The organism is Stenotrophomonas sp. 2YAF22, assembly GCF_052114665.1.
GTDB lineage: Bacteria > Pseudomonadota > Gammaproteobacteria > Xanthomonadales > Xanthomonadaceae > Stenotrophomonas > Stenotrophomonas indicatrix.
In genome coordinates, this window is the sequence record NZ_JBFRFE010000230.1 from 1 (window position 1) to 5,924 (window position 5,924).

Genomic DNA, 5,924 nt, shown 5'->3' on the forward strand with positions numbered 1-5,924 from the left:
CCGATGAACCTGGAAACCCCGCATCTGCCGGCCAGCGGCCGGCACTACCCGGGTTTACCGCGGCGGCGAACGATCCTCACCGCCGTCGGCCGGCTCGACAGCCGCCAGGCCACCGTTGCTGCGCCGTTGTTCCTCGTACGTGCGGAAGGCCTGGTGGATGTGCTTGCGCAGCTCGTCGTCGTTCCACGGCTTGGTCAGGAACCGGTAGATCGCACCGCGGTTGATCGCATCGGTCACCGTGTTGAGGTCGGTATAGCCCGACAACACCAGCCGGATCGTGTCCGGGTACAGCATCTTCACCCGGCCCAGGAACTCGGTGCCGCTCATGTCGCTCATGCGCTGGTCGGACAGGATCACCTGCACGTCGTTGATGGCCAGCAGATCGAACGCATCGCGCACGTTGCCTGCCGCCAGGATGCGGTACCCATCTCGGCGGAACAGGCGCACCAGCGAGCGCAGCACATTCTCTTCGTCATCCAGCAGCAGCAGGGTGCGGTCCGGGCGGGTTTCGGCGAACGCTTCGGGACGCAGGTAGCGCCGGCGCAGGGTCATGCCGGCGGCATCGGCGGACATCGGTTCGCCGAACAGGTAGCCCTGGAACACGTCGCAGTCGTTGCGGCGCAGGAAGCCCAGCTGTGCCTGCGATTCCACGCCGTTGGCGATCACCGTCATGCCCAGCTGGTGGCCCATCGCAATGATCGCGCGTGCGATCGCCGCTTCACGGTTGCCGGCCGGAGCGCTCTTGATGAAGCTGCGGTCGATCTTCAGCTTGTCCACCGGGTAGCGCACCAGCGCACTCAGGCTCGAATYGCCGGTGCCGAAGTTGTCCAGGCTCAGGCTGATGCCTTCGTTGCGCAGGTTGGCCAGCGTTTCGTGGACGAAGTTGACGTTGTTGGTCAGCGCGCTTTCGTTGATTTCCAGCGTCAGCATCTGTGCCGGCACGCCGGAGGCCTGGATCACGCCCATCACTTCGGCAAAGAAATTCGGGCGCAGCAGCTGCAGGGTGGACACATTCACCGCGATGGTGAAGTCATCAAAGCCCTGGTCGCGCCACAGCCGGGCCTGCTTCAACGCACCTTCCAACACCCACGTACCAATCTGCACGATGATGCCCAGTCGCTCGGCGGTGCGCATGAAACGCTCCGGCACCAGCATGCCCAGGGTCGGCGACTGCCAGCGCAGCAGCGCCTCCATGCCCACCACGTGGCCATCGCGGGCACTGACCAGCGGCTGGTAACGCAGCTTCAGTTCGCCGTTGGGAATCGCATCGACGATCTGCCGCGCGATGATGCTCTCGCTGTGCGCGCTCGGCGGCGTGTCCACCGCATGGATGCGCACCGCATTGCCGCCTTCGCGGGCGGCCTGGTACAGCGCGTCCTCGGCATGGTCGAGCAGGCGTGAGGCACTGCTGGCGTGCTCCGGGCACAGGCTCACGCCCAGCTTGCCGGTCATGAACAGCGTATAGGGGAGAACTGAAAGCGGCAGTTCCATCTGCTGGCGGATCTCTTCGGCGAAATCCTCGGCCAGGGGCAGATCGGCGGTGCGCGGCACGGCAATCAGGAACTCATCGCTGCCATGCCGCCACAGCATGCCGCGTCCGCGCAGGTAGGACTGCAGGCGCTGGGCCACCAGCACCAGTGCCTGGTCACCAACCTCCGCACTCATGTTCTCGTTGACCGAGGCGAAGTGGTCGATGTCCACATGCATCAGCATCAGCGGGGTACCACCGGAGGCGGCTTCGGCGACCATCGCCTGCAGCTCGGGGTTGCCGGCGCCGAGGCGATCAGGTGCATCATCGATGCTGACCGGGGGCAGGTTGGGGTTCCACATGGGCTCAGTATTCCGCTGACTCGACGGCCGCCGTAACAGCGGCCTGGTAAGGAAGGTGGACATCGACGAGGGTGCCGGCGCCGTGCGCCGACTCGATCCGCACATGGCCGCCCACGCTCTGCGCACGCTCGCGCATCACGATCAGGCCCAAGCCGCGTGGGCCATCGGGGTCGAACCCTTCGCCATCGTCACGGATCATCAGGTGCAGCCCGCGCTGGTCGACGTCGCGCAGCTGCAGCACCACCTGGCTGGCGCGCGCGTGGCGCAGTGCATTGGTCAGGCTTTCCTGGGCGATGCGGAAACAGGCCTGCTCGATGCTGTTGTCCGGGCGCGTGGGCAGCGATTCGATCTCGGCCTGCAGCTCGACGGTGGACGAGCGGAACAGCACGCGCGCCTGCCAGCTCAACGCCGCCTCCAGGCCCAGCGCATCCAGCTGCGGCGGCCGCAGCAGGGTGGAGATGTCGCGCAGCTTGGCAACGGTGGTATCAGCCAGGCTGACGATCTGCGCCAGGTCCTCGCCGCGCCGCTGCGCATCGTCCTCGTCCTGCGCTGCATAGGCCGACAGCTTGATCGCGGTGATCGCCTGGCCGATGTCATCGTGCAGGTCGCGCGAGATCGCCCGGCGCTCGTCCTCCTGCAGCGAGAACAGGCGGCCAGCCATCGCCTGCAGCTCGCGGTTGCTGGTCTCCAGCGCGCTTCGGGTCTGTTCGGATTCACTCAGGTCGCGCACGATCAGCAGCTTGCAGTCGCGCCCGCCGTAGCGCACGTCACCCACCGCAATGCCAGCCTGGAAGCTGCGGCCATCGGCGCGCTGCATGGCCACCACGCTGCTGTGGCCCGGGCTGTGCTGCGGCTGCCCGGCGCGCATCTGCGCGCGCATCCGGGCCAGATCGCCGCCTGCCACCAGGGCCGACAGCGGCTCGCCCAGCAGCGTGTGGCTGCCGTAGCCGAACAGGCCGGCCGCCCACGCATTGGCATACAGCACATGTTCGTCGGACAGGATCACCACGCCATCGGGCAGCACCCGCACCAGCTCGCGGAACTGCTCTTCGCGTTCGCGCAACAGGCGCCGCGACTGCTCACGCTCGGTCACGTCCTGCAACGTGCCCAGTATCCGGTCACGTCCGGCTTCATCCACGCCGCTGGCGGCACGCAGGTGCACCATCAGCGCACGGCCATCCATTGCCAGTACCGGCAGCAGCACGTCCACCTGCACCTGCTCACCCGAGCACAGCTCGGCCAGCACCTGATCGGTCTGTGCAGCCGTGGCCGGGTCGGCTGCCACCAGCAGCTCGTCGAAACGGTGCCAGCGTCGCGCCTCGGGCGGGCGACGGCCCAGCAGGCGATAGACCTGGTTGGAGTAACGGCCCTGGCCGGTGGACGGGTCCAGCTCCCACGCGCCGATCCGGGCCAGCTCGTGGGCTTCTTCCACGCGGGCCAATGCCTGGTCGCGCCGCAGCTGGGCCAGGTCTTCGGCGGTGCGGTCGATGGCGATCAGCAGGCGCGCAGTGTGCCCGTCGTAGTCGATCGCGTTCGAACGCAGTTCCATCTGCCGCAGGCTGCCATCGCGCAGCTGCAGCTGCGCGCGCAGGATGCACAGCTGCTCGGGCGCGCCGCGGATCTCCTCCAGCTTGGTCTGCAACGCCTGGTCCTGGCCAGGTGGCCAGAGCACGTCGATGGTCTGCGCCAGAAGTTCGTCACGGTCCCAGCCGAAGGTGCTGCAGGCGGCCGGGTTGGCATCGAGGATGGTCAGATTGTCCAGGTCATAGACCAGGATCGGGCCCGGGTTGCCTTCGAACATCTGCCGCAGGCGCAGCTCGGAGGCCTGCAGGCGGGCATGGGTGTGCAGCACGTGCTCGGCCAGCGGCCGCAGCAGCAGGTACAGCAGGCCAGCACTGGCAAGGGCGAAAAATGCGCCCTTCATGCTCTGCCAGAGTGCCGCCTGCTGTGGGTCGGGTACCAGTGCCGTCACCGCGCCGTCGGTGGCGATCATCCAGGCCAGCGCCATCGCCAGGTAGCTCAGCACCACGCGACGACGGTCGCGGCCCAGCGCCTGCGCCATCCGCGGGTCGGGAACAGGGGCGGTGCCGGTCGGTTCTACGGGCATGGACGGCGGCAGGGAAGAAGGGGTGCGGGCCATCTTACCGCGCAGGTGTGCCCTGGCCACTCAATTATCCGCCGCAGGCGCCGTTAACCACTGCGTGCCCCGCTGTCGGGCGTTTCATCCGGAGCAAGATCGCGTGGACCAAGGGATCATCGCCAGCCTGCTGCAGCATCCGCTCGCCTCGGCGCTGGTCATCGTCGACCGCAGCGGGCGCCCGCTCGCGGCCAATCCGGCTGCGCGCGAGCATGGCCTGCCGGCCACGGTGGCCGCGTACGCGCCAATGCTGGAAGACCTGCGCCTGCTGGCGGCCGACGGTGGCATCGTCGCCTGCACGCTRCCGGGCGGCCCACGTGGTCACTACGATGGCCACCTGCGTGCCGTGCATGACGGCAGCGGCAACCTGCTCGCCTTTACCCTCAGCGTGCCCGAGCCGGTTCCGGTTGATGGCGGCGGTCGCTGGGAACTTGCACTGGACAGCGCCGGCCACAGCCTGTGGGACTGGGACATCCCCAGCGACCGGGTGGCGCGCACGCCCGCGCTGGGTGAGGAAACGGCCACCCAGATCCTGGCGCGCGTGCACGCCGACGACATCACCCAGGTGCGCGCCGCGCTGGATGAACACCTGCACGGCGACAGTGAGCAGTACAGCGCCCAGTTCCGCTTCCGCCAGGCCGATGGTCAGTGGCGATGGGTGCTGGACCGCGGCCGGGTGGTGGCCCGTACCGCCGATGGCCAGCCGCTGCGCATGGTCGGCACCCATACCGACATCGAGCAGCAGAAGCAGCTGGAAGCCATGCTGCAGGAGCAACAGCTGCATCTGCGCGAAGCCCAGCGCATCGCCAGCATGGGCAGCTGGTCGTTCGATCCGCACAGCCGCCAATTCTGGTGGTCGCCGGAACTGCGCTCGCTGCTGGCACTACGGCAGGACAGCATCCCGGGGCAGCGACGCTGGCTCAAGCAGCTGCACCCGCGCTCACGTGGTGCACTGCGTGCGGCCTGGCGCCGCCTGTGGCGCGATGGTCGCGCCGCCAACCTGGAACTGGAACTGACCCGCGGCAACGAACCCTCGCAGCATCTGCGGTTGTGGATGCAACCGTTGCTGGACATGGACGGGCAGCCCAAGCGCCTGTTGGGGCAGGTGCAGAACATCACCGAACAGCATCAGACCGATGCCCTCATCCGCTGGCGTACCGAACTGCTCAACCGCGTGTCCGCGCTGGGGCGCATCGGTGGTTGCGAGATCGAAGTGGCGACGCGCAACATGCAATGGACCGAGGAGTGCTATCGCATCCACGGCCTGCGCAAGGAACCGATCACCCTCGACCAGGCGCTCGCGTTGTATGCCGAGGATTCGCGTGCGGCCTTCGAAGGCGCGTTGGGGCGGATCGCCGGTGGCGGCCTGCCTGAGCAGCTGGATCTGTGCTTCTACCGCCAGTCCGGGTTGCGCGTATGGGTGCAGGTACTGATCGAACTGGACCGTCGTGATGGCTTGCCGCCGCGCTTCGTGGTTCTGTTCCGTGACATCACCCGCGAGCGCGAAGCGAACGAGCGGATTGAACTGCTTGCCCACTACGACCTGCTGACCGGACTGCCCAACCGGGTGCTGCTGGGCGAGCAGACCTCCGAAGCCATCGAGGAAGCGCGTGATCGCGGCACCTCGCTGGCGATGCTGTTCATCGATCTGGACGGCTTCAAGAACATCAACGACAGCTTCGGCCACGCCACCGGCGATGCGCTGCTGAAGGCCGCCGCAACCCGGCTGCACCAGAACCTGCGCAACAACGACCTGTTTGGTCGTTTCAGTGGTGACGAGTTCATCGTGGTGCTGCGCGACCTGGCCGAGCCGGAAGATGCCGGCCATGTAGCGCGCAAGCTGATCAATTCGCTGGCCGAGCCGCTGCGCCGTGGCGACACCACCTTGAAAGTTGGCGCCAGCGTGGGCATCGCCATGCTTGGCGAGAGCCAGACCGACTTCGACTCACTGCTGCGC

At 67.4% G+C, this 5,924-nt stretch carries 3 protein-coding genes; 1 reads left to right on the forward strand and 2 read right to left on the reverse strand.

Features of this window, described 5'->3' with window-relative positions; genetic code table 11:
- Window positions 1-54: 54 nt before the first annotated feature.
- Together AB4Y84_RS10850 and AB4Y84_RS10855 are read right to left on the reverse strand one after the other, a co-directional pair.
- Window positions 55-1,830: an EAL domain-containing protein gene (locus tag AB4Y84_RS10850; RefSeq protein WP_442250117.1), complete on the reverse strand. Its 1,776-nt coding sequence runs from the start codon at window positions 1,828-1,830 to the stop codon at window positions 55-57.
- Window positions 1,831-1,834: 4 nt separating this feature from the next.
- Window positions 1,835-3,937 (reverse strand): PAS domain-containing sensor histidine kinase, encoded by a 2,103-nt coding sequence (locus tag AB4Y84_RS10855; protein WP_428704403.1) that lies wholly within the window; start codon window positions 3,935-3,937, stop codon window positions 1,835-1,837.
- A 133-nt stretch (window positions 3,938-4,070) separates the two neighbouring features.
- Between AB4Y84_RS10855 and AB4Y84_RS10860 the strand changes: the two genes are divergently transcribed.
- Window positions 4,071-5,924: diguanylate cyclase domain-containing protein (locus AB4Y84_RS10860; RefSeq protein WP_442250118.1), on the forward strand; the 1,854-nt coding region annotated here is incomplete at its 3' end.

Coding starts and splice junctions, on each gene's coding strand:
- AB4Y84_RS10855 (WP_428704403.1), bottom strand. CDS start 3,937: ATGCCCGTAGAACCGACCGGCACCGCCCCTGTTCCCGACCCGCGGATG.